The organism is Phaeobacter sp. CC-HEC084, assembly GCF_059429255.1.
The window spans coordinates 580041-593955 of the sequence record NZ_JCAIJQ010000009.1 but is presented as its reverse complement, the minus strand read 5'-3'; the positions used below and the strand labels follow the sequence as shown (position 1 = coordinate 593955).

Annotated in this window: 12 protein-coding genes; 2 read left to right on the top strand and 10 right to left on the bottom strand. The window is 63.8% G+C overall.

Annotated features, from left to right (window positions below; genetic code table 11):
* The first annotated feature begins 54 nt into the window (after nt 1-54).
* Entirely contained in the window at nt 55-3051 is a 2997-nt protein-coding gene (locus AC5SSZ_RS20080) for an ABC transporter transmembrane domain-containing protein (RefSeq protein WP_495439704.1), read from the top strand.
* A gap of 36 nt (nt 3052-3087) precedes the next feature.
* Nucleotides 3088-3936, top strand: a complete 849-nt coding sequence (locus AC5SSZ_RS20075) for a fumarylacetoacetate hydrolase family protein (RefSeq protein WP_495439702.1) — start codon at nt 3088-3090, stop codon at nt 3934-3936.
* Nucleotides 3937-4225: 289 nt separating this feature from the next.
* Here the strand turns inward: AC5SSZ_RS20075 and AC5SSZ_RS20070 are convergent, their stop codons facing one another.
* The 10 genes from AC5SSZ_RS20070 to AC5SSZ_RS20025 form a co-directional block, all read right to left on the bottom strand.
* Nucleotides 4226-4534 carry a metalloregulator ArsR/SmtB family transcription factor gene (locus tag AC5SSZ_RS20070; RefSeq protein WP_335645308.1) on the bottom strand — a complete coding sequence of 103 codons (309 nt, stop codon included), beginning with the start codon at nt 4532-4534 and terminating at the stop codon, nt 4226-4228.
* A 105-nt stretch (nt 4535-4639) separates the two neighbouring features.
* Complete coding sequence (locus AC5SSZ_RS20065; protein ID WP_495439700.1) at nt 4640-5872, bottom strand: mandelate racemase/muconate lactonizing enzyme family protein; 1233 nt, start codon at nt 5870-5872, stop codon at nt 4640-4642.
* Between the two features lie 28 nt (nt 5873-5900).
* Nucleotides 5901-6995, bottom strand: a complete 1095-nt coding sequence (locus tag AC5SSZ_RS20060; protein WP_495439698.1) for a Zn-dependent alcohol dehydrogenase — start codon at nt 6993-6995, stop codon at nt 5901-5903.
* 106 nt (nt 6996-7101) lie between these two features.
* Nucleotides 7102-8301 (bottom strand): TCR/Tet family MFS transporter, encoded by a 1200-nt coding sequence (locus AC5SSZ_RS20055; RefSeq protein WP_495439696.1) that lies wholly within the window; start codon nt 8299-8301, stop codon nt 7102-7104.
* Nucleotides 8302-8364: 63 nt separating this feature from the next.
* On the bottom strand, nt 8365-9705 hold the full coding sequence (locus tag AC5SSZ_RS20050) for a lyase family protein (protein WP_495439694.1): 1341 nt from the start codon (nt 9703-9705) through the stop codon (nt 8365-8367).
* Between the two features lies 1 nt (nt 9706).
* Nucleotides 9707-10417: an alpha/beta fold hydrolase gene (locus AC5SSZ_RS20045; RefSeq protein WP_495439693.1), complete on the bottom strand. Its 711-nt coding sequence runs from the start codon at nt 10415-10417 to the stop codon at nt 9707-9709.
* On the bottom strand, nt 10410-11201 hold the full coding sequence (pcaD, locus tag AC5SSZ_RS20040) for a 3-oxoadipate enol-lactonase (protein ID WP_368997878.1): 792 nt from the start codon (nt 11199-11201) through the stop codon (nt 10410-10412). Before pcaD ends, AC5SSZ_RS20045 begins: the two co-directional genes overlap by 8 nt.
* Before the next feature lie 88 nt (nt 11202-11289).
* Entirely contained in the window at nt 11290-12264 is a 975-nt protein-coding gene (locus tag AC5SSZ_RS20035) for a threonine ammonia-lyase (protein ID WP_495439691.1), read from the bottom strand.
* Nucleotides 12264-13097, bottom strand: coding sequence for an alpha/beta fold hydrolase (locus AC5SSZ_RS20030; RefSeq protein WP_495439689.1), 834 nt, complete (start codon nt 13095-13097; stop codon nt 12264-12266). Before AC5SSZ_RS20030 ends, AC5SSZ_RS20035 begins: the two co-directional genes overlap by 1 nt.
* 32 nt (nt 13098-13129) lie before the next feature.
* The gene (locus AC5SSZ_RS20025; RefSeq protein WP_495439688.1) at nt 13130-13816 is read right to left on the bottom strand and encodes a haloacid dehalogenase type II; all 687 of its coding nucleotides are present in this window, start codon (nt 13814-13816) and stop codon (nt 13130-13132) included.
* Nucleotides 13817-13915: the final 99 nt, after the last annotated feature.

Sequence of the window (13915 nt, the reverse complement as noted above, 5' to 3'; positions counted from 1 at the left end):
ATATGCTGTACCGAATTTCAGACGCCTATCCGGAGCTGTCTCATAGAACGTTCTTTGTTCCGTTTTATCTGGAAGTATTCCAAACGTGATCAGCTCGTGCTTCTGGTGGTCACGGCCTGCCTGTTTCCGCTTTTGTACCTGACACTGGAACTGCCCAAGCGTATCATCAACGATGCCATTGGTGCCGAGACCGACACGATTGCGGTGTTGGGGTATTCCTTCGATAAGCTGACTTTCCTGTGGCTCCTTTGTGTGGCCTTTCTGGTGTCGGTGCTGATGCACGGTCTGCTGAAAATGCGCATCAACACCATGAAGGGGGTTCTGGCCGAACGGATGCTGCGCCGGTTCCGCTATCAGCTGATCGCCCGCGTTTTGCGGTTCCCGCAGCCCTATTTCGAACGGGTCAGCCAGGGCGAACTGGTGTCGATGGTGACATCGGAATCCGAGCCGATGGGCGGTCTGATGGGCGATGCCGTCAGCCAGCCGGTGTTGCAGGCCGGGCAGATGCTGACCATCCTCTATTTCCTGTTTGTGCAAAGCTTCTGGTTCGGTCTGGCCGCCGTGGCACTGATCCCGCTTCAGGGCTGGTTGATCCCGATGCTGCAGCGGCGCATCAACCTTCTGAACAAGGAGCGCATCAAAGAGGTGCGGGCGCTGGCCTCGGAAATCGGCGAAAGCGCAGCAGGTGCCGCCACGCTGCGCATCAATGGCGGCTGGCGCTACCGGATGGCGGTGATCACCGACCGGCTGGGGCGGCTTTATGATATCCGTTTCGATATCTACCAGAAAAAATTTTTCATGAAGTTCCTCAACAACTTCATCACCCAGCTGACGCCATTCTTCTTTTACGCCGTGGGCGGCTTCCTTGTGCTGCAGGGTAAGGTGTCGCTGGGCGCGCTGGTGGCGGCGCTGGCGGCGTACAAGGATATCGCCTCGCCCTGGAAGGAACTGCTGACATATTACAACCAGACGCAGGACATGTCGCTACGCTGGGAGGTGATCCTGGAACGTTTCGCGCCGCCGGGCATGGTCGATGAAGCGCTGATGACCGGCGAACCTGACGATATTCCACGCCTCAAGGGCGATATCGAGCTGAAAGACGTCAGCGTGCGCGACGCCGATGGCAATCTTGTGCTGGAGGATCTTACCGCCACGCTGCCTGCCGGGAAGGTCATCGGCATTGCCGCCCCGTCCGAGGAAGACCGCCGCGCCATGGCCGAATTGCTGACCCGTGAAGTGCTGCCTGCGGCGGGCGCCGTGACGGTCGCAACCTTTGATCTGCGCGAGGTGCATCAGGCCATCGTTGCTTCGCGCATCGGTCATGCGACCTCGCGGCCGGTTCTGTTTCGGGGCTCTTTCGGGGACAACGTTATGATGCCGATGCGGCAACGCCCGCAGGGTGAGGCCCGCGACATGTTGCAGCTGGATGCGGCGTTGAGGGCGGGCAACAGCCCCGACCCCTATGATGCGGCATGGCTGGACCCATCGCTTGCGGGTTTTTCGACCGAGGCGGAATTGCGCGACTGGTGGGTGCAGCTGGTGTCGGGCATCGGCACCGATACCGCCCTGTTCCGGCGCGGCATGGACCAGAAATTCGACAGCAACGCGCATCCTCGCCTGACCGCCAGCCTGATCGAGCTGCGCCCCAAGGTGCAGGCGGCCATAGAAAAGGCTGGACTGGAGGCGCAAGCGCATTTCTTTGCACCAGACCGCTATAACCCGGCGCTACCGGTGGCGGAAAACCTGCTGTATGCCACCCTGCGCGAGCCGATCACCGAAGCGGTGCTGAAACGCCACGTCAATTTTCTGGACCGGCTGCGCGAGCTGAAGCTGGACACCGACCTTGTGACGCTGACACAGGACGTGGTGGACATGCTGCGGCAGATCTTTGGTATCGATGGTACCGGCCATCCGCTGTTCCGCAAACTGGGGCTGGAACCATCGGCCTATGAGGCGGCGCTGGCGCTGGTGGACAAGACCCGCAGCAAGGGCGTCGATGCGCTTGACCGGGACGAGCTGGCGCAGATGCTGATCGTGCCCTTCAGCATCTCGGCCGAGCAGATCGGCCCGGCCTTCAGTCAGGAAATGCAGGACCGCATCCTGCAGTTCCGCCGCAGCCACGCGGACGAGCTGATGGAAACGCTTGAGGACATCTTTGTCCGTATCGACGACAGCAGGTTTGCTCCCGGTCTGACGGTGATGGAGAACGCCATGTTCGGCAAAATCTCCGACACTGCGGGCGCCCGCGGCGACGAGCTGCGCAAGCTGGTGTCGGACGTGCTGGTGGAAAATGGCACCCGCAACATGGTGGTCGAACTGATCTTTGATCTGCCGGTCGCGCTGGGCGGGCAGGGCCTGCCTGCCAGTTTTGCCGAACCGCTGGCCTTTGCCCGGGCGACGATCAAACGGCCCGATATCCTGATCCTGGAATCGGCGCTGGCGAGTTACGATCTGGAAACCCGCGTTTCGGTGCACAAGAACCTGCGCAAGCTGCTGCCGGAGACGACGCTGGTCTATCTCGACAGCGATTTCGAACGTTCCGAAGTCTTCGATGTTTTCTACCAGTTGCGCCAGGGGCGGCTGGTCAGCGACCAGATGCAGGAGGCCGCCGTGGCCGACAGCGCCGCCAGCCAGGATCTGGCGCGCAAACTGCGGGCGCTGGAACAATCCGAGCTTTTCTCAGGTCTCAACCGGCGCCAGCTGCGGCTGCTGGCCTTTGGCGCGCGCTGGTACGAGGCCAAGGCGGGAGATGCGGTCTTTTTGAAAGACGACGATGCCAGCGACGGTGCCTATATGATCACCGAAGGCGAAGCGGGGCTGTTCCTGCCACAGGATGGCGAAGAGGACCGGTTGATTGCCACGGTTGGCCCGGGGCGGCTGGTTGGGGAACTGGGGCTGATCCGCAAGGAGCCCCGTGCGCTCAGCATGATCGCGCAGACGGATCTGACCTGTCTGCGTATCGGTGAGGAAGAGTTCCTCGCCGTGGTGGAAAACGACGCCGCGACGGCCTTTAAGCTGTTGCAGGTGGTGGCCGGCTACGTTTCGAGCTGATCTGACGAAGACAACCAACAAGACGGGAAGAATAGAATGAAACTGCTGCGATATCGCGTGGGAGACACTGTGCGTCCGGGGATGCTGGCGGCCGATGGAACGGCCCGCGATCTGTCGGATCATGTAGAGGATATCACAGGCGCAACCCTGGATGATGCCGCGCTGGCGAAGCTGGCGGCACTGGATGTGGCGGCCCTACCCGTGGTCGAAGGCGATCTGGATCTGGCACCCTGCGTCGGCGGCGTCGGCAAGTTCCTCTGCATCGGTCTCAACTATTCGGACCACGCCGAAGAGGCCGGAATGCCGATCCCCGAACATCCGATCCTGTTCATGAAAGCGACCTCGGCCATTGTCGGCCCCAATGACGATGTGGTGCTGCCGCGCGGCTCGGTCGCTGGCGACTGGGAGGTCGAACTGGGCGTGGTGATCGGCAAGACCGCCAAATACGTGAGCGAAGAAGACGCGCTGGATTATGTGGCCGGGTATTGCGTGGTCAACGATGTGTCCGAGCGGGATTTCCAGATCAAGCTGACCGGACAATGGACCAAGGGAAAAAGCTGCGACACCTTTGGTCCGATCGGTCCCTGGCTGGTGAGCCGGGACGAGGTTGCCGATCCGCAGAACCTGTCGCTGTCCTGCGATGTGAACGGTCAGCGCATGCAAAGTGGCACCACCGGCAAGATGATCTTCTCGGTGGCGGAAATCATTGCCCACCTCAGCCAGTTGATGACCCTGCATCCGGGCGATGTGATCGCGACAGGAACCCCGCCGGGCGTCGGCATGGGGATCAAGCCTGATCCGATCTATCTGAAACCGGGCGACGTGATGGAGCTGGAAATCGAAGGTCTGGGCCGTCAACGTCAGACCGTGCGTGCGGACGACTGATCCGGGCGTTCTGAAACACCATCGTTGAAAGGCAGGCGGGGCACTCCCGCCTGGTTTCGGCCATTCAGGGAATGCCCTGTGCCAGTTGGGCGTGGCGCGGCGAAGCCGCGCCACGCCCACAGCGTGTCTGGGGCTTTGCCGCAGGCAAGGGACCTGACAGGCACGGGAGCACCCGCGTCCTTGTCGAACGGGGTCAGGTGCCGTGGGTCTCAAACCCAGCGGGTTTGATCCGGTGTAGTCTTGGAATGGAGACGTCTGTGGGCCGCTCGGTGCCGGGCGCAGTGGGTGCTTATTCCGGGCCGCAGAACTGGCGGTAGAGCAGCGCGATGATCTCTTCGGTGTTCCGGTCCTTCAGGGAATAGAAGATCGTCTTGCCGTCGCGGCGGGTTTCGACCAGCCCCTCGTCGCGCAGTCGCGCCAGCATCTGGCTGACGGCGGCCTGACGCATATTCAGCAGCGCTTCCAATTCGCCGACGGATTTCTCACCGGTGCCGAGATGGCACAGGATCATCAACCGCCCTTCATGGGCCAGCGTCTTGAGGAAAGACGCGGCATCGGCGGCGCGCTGGGCCATGTCGATCGGGGTATCCGGCGACATCGTATCGGGATGCTGAATGGTCACGTGTCCGGGGTCCTGCGATAAATGATGGACCGTATAATGCCCCATTTTGTCCCTGTTGCACAAGCCATCGATGAAACAGAGTCACTCGGGCAGCGGCGGGGCGCCTCCGGCAAAGGAATTTCCCTTGGCATAGTCGCAGGGCGCCTCTTGCATGTTGAGGTGCAGATCATCACCCGTAAAGGGATTGGCGCGGGCCAGATCCTCGTCCACCTCGATGCCCAGACCGGGGGCCTCGGGCGGGCGGATGAAGCCTTCTTCGACGCGGATCGCTCCTTTGATCAGGGCGTCGTGGAAGGGGGTTTCGATGGTTTCGGCCATCAGGATATTCGGAATCGAGGCCGCCAGGTGTATATTCGCGGCCCATTCCACCGGCCCGGCATAAAGATGCGGCGCCATCTGCGCGTTGAAGGCCTCGGCGATGGCGGCAACCTTCTTCATCTCCCAGATGCCGCCGGCCCTTCCCAGCGCCGGTTGCAGGATCTCGGCAGCGCCCGCACGCAGCACCGCGCCAAACTCGGCCTTGGTGGTCAGCCGCTCGCCGGTGGCAACCGGGATGCGCACCTGCCGGGCGACGCGGGCCATGTCCTCTATATTGTCGGGGGGCGTGGGTTCTTCGAACCACAGCGGCGAATAGGGCTCCAGCGCCTGGCCCAGCCGTACGGCGCCTGCGGTCGAGAACTGGCCATGGGTGCCGAACAGCAGGTCGGCGCGATCGCCGACCGCCTCCCGGATCGCCTTGCAAAAGGCGACCGACTGGCTGATGTCGCGCATCGCGGGCATATGGCCGCCGCGCATCGTGTAGGGGCCTGCGGGGTCGAATTTCACCGCCGTATAGCCCCTCAGCACCATTTCGGTGGCGCTTTCGGCGGCCATATCGGGCGAGGTCCAGAAGGCGGCGATGTCGTGATGGGGCAGCGGATAAAGATAGGTATAGGCGCGGATGCGATCGTTCATCCGCCCGCCGAGCAGTGCGTGCACCGGGCGGTCCCTGTCCTTGCCCAGAATGTCCCAGCAGGCGATTTCCAAGCCGGAAAAGGCACCCATGACCGTCAGATCGGGACGCTGGGTAAAACCCGAGGAATAGGCGCGGCGGAACATCAGCTCGATGTTTTCCGGATTCTCGCCCGCCATATGCCGGTCAAAGACATCGCGGATCACATGGGTCATGGCGTCCGGCCCGATCGAGGCGGCATAGCATTCGCCCCAGCCGGTGATCCCGGTGTCGGTGGTCACTTTTACCAGGATCCAATAGCGTCCGCCCCAACCCGGGGCAGGCGGTGCGGTGACGATGATGTCGAGGTTCTGCAGCTTCATGGGGGGCTCCTTTGGGCTGCGGCAGCCGTTAGCGGTTGAAGAGGATGACGTTACGCCGGGCTGAGCCGGTCTTGGTATCGGCGATGGCCTCGTTGATCTGGTCAAGGCGCCAGCGGCCGGAGATCAGCTCGTCCAGTTTGAGCCGCCCCTGATCGTAAAGGTCGATCATCCAGGGGATATCGCGCTGGATCACCACATCGCCCATCTTGGAGCCGACCATGCCCTGACCGATGGCGGCCATTACGACGGGCTCGTATTCCGCCTTCTGGCCGGAATGCGGCATGCCGATCATCACCGCCTTGCCACCCCTTCCCAGATAGCGCACGGCCTGATCATAGGCGGGGATGGCGCCTACAGTGACCAGCACCGCATCGGCTCCCTTGCCGCCAAGCGCTTTGTAAGCGGCGCGCCAGGGTGAGGCCTGGCTGGCGAGCACCCCGTGGGTGGCGCCGAATTCCTTGGCAACCTCCAGCTTTTCCTCGCTCATGTCGACGGCGACAATGCGGCGGGCGCCTGCGATACGGGCGCCCTGAATGGCGTTGAGGCCAACGCCGCCAGCGCCGATTACCACCACGTCCTGCCCAGGGCGCAGACCGGCGGCATTGACCGCGGCACCAACGCCGGTGATCACCCCGCAGGAAATCAGCGAGGCGACATCCTTGGCCATGGTGTCGGGGATCTTCACGATCTGGCGCTGATCGACCACCACCTTTTCGGCGAAGGCACCGCAAGCCATGGCTTGTTCCAGCGGGCCGCCTTCGGCGGTGGTGAGGGGGCCGTTTTTGACCCCGTCATAGGGCGTTTCGCAGATCGTCGGCTTGCCTCCTGCGCAGCTGGGGCAGGTGCCGCAGGCGCGAATCAGGGTGACGACAACGCTGTCTCCCTCTTCAAATCCGTTGACGCCGCCGCCAACCGCGGTGATCGTTCCGGCCGCCTCGTGGCCATAGACGGCAGGCAGGTGACCGCCCCAGGCGCCTTCGGCATAGGAGATATCGCTGTGGCAGATGGCCACCGCATCCAGCGTCACCTCGACCTCGCCCATGCGCGGGGCGGCCAGCTGAATCTCCTCGATGACAAGCGGACTGCCGAAGGCGTGGCAGACGGCGGCTTTGATGGTTTGCATGGTGCGTTCTCCCCGTTGGCCCGTGTTTTTTAGACCGTGCATTTTCCGCACGGTGACCCGGACGGTTGATTGTCGCAAGAGGAGAGTTGCAGGGGAGATTGCGCGTTTACGTGTGGGAACGGCTGGCGCGCAAGAACAGCAGACACCCACCCAACATCAGCACCAGCGCCAGCAGGAACGGCGCCCCCGGCAGGTAGATGGCGGCCTCGGCGCGGGTGAAATGGGCAAAGGTCAGCGTCATCATCATCGGAGAGATGATCATTGACAGGGCGTGTACGGCGGTCATCACCCCCTGTAGCTCCCCCTGTTGGTTGTCGTCCACCGCGCGGGACATGATCCCCTGCAATGCGGGCTGCACCACCGCGCCAAGGGCCGAGACCGGGATCAGCGCAAGCGCCAGCGACCCGCTGGTGATGAAGGCGAGAATGCCAAAGGCGACAAAGTCGAAGATCTGCCCCCAAAGCACGGTCCGTCGCTCGCCGAACCAGCGTACGCAGTGGCGCAAAAGCCAGCCCTGCACCAGCGCCATCGAGACGCCGTAGATGGCCAGTGACACGCCGATGACCCTGGTGTCCCAGTCAAACCGTTCGGCGGTGAAATAGGACCAGATCGACGGGTAAACGTAGATCGCCACGGAATAGAGGAAATAGACCCACAGAAGGTTGGCAATACCAGGAATGCGGGCCATGGCGCGAAAGGCGCCAAAGGGGTTGGCGCGGCGCCAGTCAAAGGCGCGGCGGGTCTTGTCGGTGACCGTTTCCCGCATCACGAACCAGCCAAGGGCAAAGTTCAGCGCTGACAGGGCGGCGGCGGCATAAAAGGGTGCCCGGGTGCCCATCTCGCCAAGCAGACCACCAATCAGCGGACCCAGCACGAAACCAGCGCCAAAGCCCGCGCCCAAGAGGCCAAAATTCGCAGCCTTTTCATGCGGTTTCGAGATATCGGCGATATAGGCGCCTGCGGTGGAGTGGGTGGCGGCGGTGATACCGCCGATAAGACGTCCGGCCAGCAGCAGCCACAGCGACCCGGCCAATGCCATCACCAGATAATCCAGCGCCATCACGAAGAGTGACACCAGCAGTACCGGACGGCGGCCAATGGCATCTGACAAGGAGCCCAGCACCGGGCTGAACAGGAATTGCATCACCGCAAAGACGGTGCTGAGAACGCCGCCCCAGATGGCCGCATCCGCCAGTGATCCGCCCTGCACCTCGACAATCAGGCTGGGCATGATCGGCATGATCAGACCGATGCCCATGGCGTCGATCATCACGGTCAGCAGAACAAAGACCAGCGGCAGGCGCATCAGAAGGGCACAGCCTCTGCCAAACCGTCTTTCCCGTGTCCCATTCTGATGTCTCTTTGCCGGTTATTTCTCGCCGCAGAGTTCGGCGGCTTTTTTGGCGAAACGCAAGGCTTCCGCCGGGGCATGTCCCAGTTGCCGGGCAGGATCAAACAGCGCCTCAGTATCCAGATCGGCAAAGGTGCGCGCTGCAAGGGTGCTGAGTGGCGTTGCGGTCTCGTTGGCCTCCAGGCAGAGCTTTTTCACGGCGGCCTGCGCCTCCGGTCGGGGCATTGTGGCGGCGAGGGCAAAGCTCAGCGCCTCGGCGTGGATCATGTCCAGGCCGCTGGCGAGTGCAGCGCCCATGGCATCAGCGTTGGGGGTGATCCCGGCGCTCAGATCCTTGGCCATGGCGGCGGCGCTGGCGGCGCCCAGCACGATCTGTGGCAGGCACATCCATTCGGTGAACCAGGCGGCACCGTCGCGCTGATGCTGCTGCATGGCGGCGCCGTGCAGGACCGAGAGAAGCCCCGATCCCTGCCGCGCCAGCGCCACCAGCGCCGAGGGCGCAACCGGGTTCTGTTTCTGCGGCATGGTCGATGAGGCACCTGCGCCGCCAAGGCGGATTTCCTGAATGCCGGTCTGCACCAGCGCGATGCAATCCTCACCCATCTTGCCAAGCGCCAGATTGACCCGCACCAGCCAGTCAGTGAGGCGCAGCACCGGGGTTCGGTCGCTGTGCCAGCTGCGTTCGGGATCGCCCAGAGACAGGCCTTCGGCCAGGGCAGTGCGGATCTGCGGCGCCTCGGGCCCCAGCGCCCCGGCGGTTCCGGCAGCACCAGAGAGTGAGACCAGCAGGCAGGACTGACGCAAGGTGGGCAGCTCTTCAAGAAGCGCGATCAGTGGCGCGCCCCAGGCGGAGACCACGGCGCCAAAACTGGTCGGGGTGGCATGCTGGCCATAGGTGCGGGCGGGCATCGGCAGCTCGGCATGGTCTTTGGCTAGCCGGGCCAGTGCCGTCAGCGCTGCTTTCAAATCGGTTTCAACCGCTGCCAGAACTTGCCGCAGCCGCAGCATCAGGCCGGTGTCCATGATATCCTGCGAGGTGGCACCCCAATGCACGTACTGCGCATGTTCCGGCGCGTTCATCTCGCTGCGCAGGGCGGCGACCAGCGCGGGCACCGGCACGCCATTTTGTCCGGTGGCCTTGCGCAGCGCACCGGGGTCCAAAGCGACTTCCATCACCGCTCGCTGGATGGCGGCGGCGCTGTCGGCGGGGATTACGCCCGCCGCGCCCTGCGCCTTGGCCAGCGCACCCTCGACCAGCAGCATGGCGCGGATTTCGGCGCTGTCGCTGAACAGGCGCGCAGCATCGCCCGCCGGGAAAAGATCGCCATAAAGCTGGCTGTCAAAGACCGATCCGGCCATGTCAGAGATCCTTTTCGATCTGGGTGAGCAGATCCGCCAGCGCATCCGGCGCGGCGAAGAAGGGGGAATGAGAGGTCTGCATCACATGCACGTGGCCCTTGGGCCAGTCCTTGACCATATCGGCCTGATATTCCGGCGGAATGGTCTGGTCATTTGCACAGCGGATATAGGCCTTGGGCGTACCGTCCCAGTTGGCGCCCAGGGTCAGCGGCGTGTCCTGCGGGCGGATCGCTTGCGGGCAGAGACGCTCCAGCGCATAATCCACCGCCTCTTGCGGGCAGTCGTGGTAGAACAGGCGCGGCACCTCGGCCGGGTCAACCGTGTAGCTGTTGCTGGCTTCGTCCTTGATCGCCGCATGGGCCAGCGTCTGGCGCGGGCCACGCTTGCGCATGTCGATCATGGAAAGGCCCGAAACTGGCACATAGGCGCAAAGGTAGATCAGCCCGCGCAGGCGGCTGGGGTCCTTTTCGGCGGCGGCCGAGATCGGGAAACCGGCCCAGGAATGACCCAGAACGATGGTCTCCGGCCCGGCGGCCATCAGGATCGCCTCGGCGGTTTCCTCCAGCGTGACACTGGTCAGGTCGCGCCCGTCGTTGTGGCCGGGCAGGTCGATGGCGCGGGCGGTATGTCCGCGCGCCTCCAGCGCCGGGATCAGGTCGCGCCAGCACCAGGCGCCGTGGCAGGATCCGTGGATCAGCAGAAAGTCAGCCAATGTGTCCGATCTCCTTGAGGAAGGTGGTCAGCCGTTCGGTGTATTCATCGGGCTTTTCGACGCAAGGGATGTGGCCCGCGCGGCGGATCAGGTGGAATTGCGATCCGGGGATCAGATCGACGGTTTCGCGCACCAGATCGGGCGGGGTAGAGCCATCCTCGGCCCCGGCAAAGCCAAGGCAGGGCAGACGCAACCCGCTGGTGGGGGTGTAGAAATCGGTGCCCGCGATGGCGGCGCAGCAACCTGCGTAACCGGCGCGCGATTGCTGCACCAGCATGTTGCGCCAGAGGGTGAGTTCGGGTGTGGCGCGGAAATCCTTGCCGAACCAGCGTTCCATCACGTTGTCCGCCAGCGCCTCGATGCCCTGTTCCTCGACCGCCTTGATCCGTTCCTGCCACATCTCGGCGGTGCCGATCTTGGCAGCGGTGTTCGACAGCACCAGCGCGCGCACCTGATCGAGGCGTTTCACGGCCAGCCCCTGTGCGATCATGCCGCCGATGGAGAGGCCGACAAAGACGCAGTCGCGCACATCGAGATGATCCAGGAGCCGCTCGGCATCGCGTACCAGCGCGCCCATGGAATAGGGAGCGGGCGGAACGGTGGACAGACCATGCCCGCGCTTGTCATAGCGGATCACCTTCAGACCCGCAGGCAGGCGTTCGACCACCGCGTCCCAGACCCTGAGGTCGGTGCCCAGAGAGTTGGCAAAAACGATGGGCGCGCCGTCCGGATCGCCGTCGACACGGTAGTGCAGCTGGACATCGCCTAGATCCGCGATTTGCATGATATCTCTCCCCGTCACGTTTGCGGCGCACCATATCCGCGAAGGCACGGGAAGGTAAAGCAAAGGTCGGGGAGGGATGGAAGCCGCCTTAGGCGTGCTGCTCCAGTGCGCGGATGAACATCGCAGGATCCACATTGCCGCCGGTGGCCACGGCGATCACCGCATCGCCTTGGATCTCATCCCCGTGGAATAGTGCCGCGGCAAGGGCAGCAGCGCCGCCCGGCTCGACAACGATCTTCAGCCGCAGGAAGGCCAGCGCCATGGCGCGCAGGGCTTCATCCTCGGTGATGACAATGCCGGGGCCGCAAAGGCGCGACAGGATGGGAAAGGTGATTTCCCCCGGCGCAGGCGTCAGGATGGCATCGCAGATGGAGCCGGAGGTGGCGGGATTGCTTTCGACTTGCCCGCTTGAGAGCGACCGGGCCACATCGTCAAAGCCTTCCGGCTCGGCGGGGCGCACCCGCAGACCGGGCGCCCGCGCCTCAAGCGCCAGCGCCACGCCGCCGGTCAGACCGCCGCCACCGCAGCAGACCAGCACATCGCCCGAGGTAACCCCTTCGGCAGCGGCCTGCTCTGCGATCTCCAGACCAACGGTGCCCTGGCCCGCGATCACCTGCGGATCGTCATAGGGTTTTACCAGCGTCAGGCCGCGGGTCTTCTCGTAATGCGCGCCGATCTCTTCGCGGCTTTCGCCTGCGCGGTCATAAAGCACCACCTCGGCGCCAAGGGCGCGGGTGTTGTCGATCTTCAGCTGCGGCGCATCAGAGGGCATGATGATCACGGCAGGGACGCCATGGGCCTGCGCGGCGGCTGCGACACCCTGCGCATGATTGCCGCTGGAATAGGCCAGAACGCCCCGCTTGCGGGTCTCCTCGTCCATTGCCGAGAGCGCTGCCCAGCCGCCCCGGAACTTGAACGATCCAGTGTGTTGCAGGCACTCGGGTTTGACCAGCAGGCGACGGCCCGCAACCTCGTCGAGGAAGGGCGAGGATAGCAGCGGTGTCTTGCGGGCGTGGCCGTCAAGCCGCCGGGCAGCGGCTTCGATCATGGAAATGGAAGTCATCAAATCTGGTCCAATACGGAATGAATAAGGGTGAGGGCAGCCGGTTCGTCCAGAAACGGGACATGGCCGCGATTGTCCAGCTCTACCGCCTGCAGGGCAGGCAGGCGGCGCTGCATTTCAAGATAGGTCTCATGGCTCAGTACATCGGAATTGGCGCCCCGGATCACGCCGCAGGGCAGCCCCTCGAGCGCCATGAACAGCGCCCAAAGATCGGGGGGCGGGCCAGCCTTGGCCTGCTCCAGCAGCGCATCGCGCAGGCGTGGATCATAGCGCAGGGCAAGGCCCTCGGGCGTTTCGTCGTAGAAGACCTCGACCTCCTCGCGCCAGCGGGCGGGCGGCACGTCGGGGAAGGCGGGTGCCATCAAAGCCGCCAGAGTTTGCGCAGCCTTATCATAGGTTTTTGCAGCGGGGCGGCGACCGACGTATTCCATGATGCGGGCAATGCCACCTTGAGGGATTTCCGGTCCCACATCGTTCAGCACCACGGCGCTAAGGCGGTCCTTTGCGGTGGCGGCCAGCACCATGGCCACCATTCCCCCACGCGAGGTGCCGAGGATCGCCGCCTGTTCCAGGCCCAGGAAATCCATCAGCTCGATCACATCCTGCGCCTCGCGCATGACGTTGTAATTGGCGATCTTAGGGTCGGGGTCCGATTGCCCGCGCCCGCGCGCATCCAGCGTGATCATCCGGTAGCGTGCGCCATGCGGTGCAAAATACCGAAAGTCCTGCCCATCGCGGGTAAGGCCCGGCAGGCAGATCAGCGGCAGGACCTGACCCTGCGCGCTGTCGGTGTAGTGGAGCGACAGCCCATCCGAAGTGGTGAAATTTGGCATCGGCGCGATGTGCTCCTTTGGGATTGAGGGGATCAGCCCTTGGCGATGTCCGGGATCGTGGTGAGATCATTCAGCACGTGCTGCGGCGTCCAGGGCAGGCGGTCCATCGGCTCTCCGGCGCGGTTGACCCAGACGGTTTCGAAGCCGTAACCGCTGGCCGCCGCCGCGTCCCAGCCGTTGGAGGAGACGAAGAGCACCTCGGACGATGCGCAGTCAAAGCGTTTGCCGACCAGATCGTAGACGCTGGAATGCGGCTTGAAGACGCCGACGCTTTCCACCGACAGCACATCATCGAGCACCGCGCCGACCCCGGCCGATTGCACGCATCCTTCGAGCATGCCTGGTGAGCCGTTGGACAGGATCGCGGTATTGAAACCAGCCTCTTTCAGCGCGGTGAGCATGGCGGGCACCTCGGGGTAGGCCTGAAGTTCCCAGTAGAGCGCCAGCAGACGCTCGCGCAGAGCGTCATCTCCGGCCAGACCGGCGGCCTCCAGCGACCAGTCCAGCCCGTTCTGGGTGACCTCCCAGAAATCGGTATGGGCGCCTGTCACCGCGCGCAGCCAGGTATATTGGATCTGCTTCTGGCGCCAGTTGGCGGCGAGGGTTGCCCATGTGCCCTGAAGCTGCGGGAAGTCCGGCTCGGCCGCGGCCTGCCGGGCGGCGGCGGCAACATCGAACAGGGTGCCATAGGCGTCGAATACACAGGTGGTGATGGGCATGGGGTCCTCCGTTGCCGCGACTTTGTCATAGGAGGCAGCTTGGAACAAAGCGGGAAGTTGTACCTGTCACAATTGCGCGAGGGTGCCCGGATGGCGGTC